This is a genomic window from Parendozoicomonas verongulae, assembly GCF_009711465.1.
Taxonomy (GTDB): Bacteria; Pseudomonadota; Gammaproteobacteria; order Pseudomonadales; family Endozoicomonadaceae; genus Sansalvadorimonas; species Sansalvadorimonas verongulae.
The window spans coordinates 7,559-8,060 of the sequence record NZ_SMME01000744.1 but is presented as its reverse complement, the minus strand read 5'-3'; the positions used below and the strand labels follow the sequence as shown (position 1 = coordinate 8,060).

Sequence of the window (502 nt, the reverse complement as noted above, 5' to 3'; positions counted from 1 at the left end):
TGGCTGGATGTACCTGAGCCATGGTAACGGCACGAAGGCTGGGCTGGGCACCTATACCGAGCCCGAAGCTCCCAGAACTGATACATCATCACTCACCAGGAAAGAGCTGCAGCATAAGCAGGAACAGCTCGATGCCGCCAAGGCCGAACTGGAAGAAGCCCAGAAGCAGCAGATCAACATCCTCCAGGAGCTCCAGCACCAGAAGGAAAAGGCCGATGAGTTCCAGCAGCGCATGGAGCAGCTTCGTCAGAAGAACGACCATGTTGCCAATATCCTTGAACTGGATGAAGCCGAAACCCGCCGCCATCTGATTGACTCCCAGCTTATTGCCGCAGGATGGGATGTGGGAGAAAACCTACAGGACACTGCACAGGTCACTCAGGAAGAGCCGGTCAAAGAGCAGCCCACCAAAACCGGAGACGGTTACGCCGACTATGTGCTCTGGGATGCCAAAGGCATGCCCATGGCGGTCGTGGAAGCCAAGCGCACCAACACTAATGCA

At 56.2% G+C, this 502-nt stretch carries 1 pseudogene; it reads left to right on the top strand.

The window, feature by feature from the left end:
- A pseudogene (locus E1189_RS23570) lies at positions 1–502 on the top strand (hypothetical protein); the annotation flags it as partial.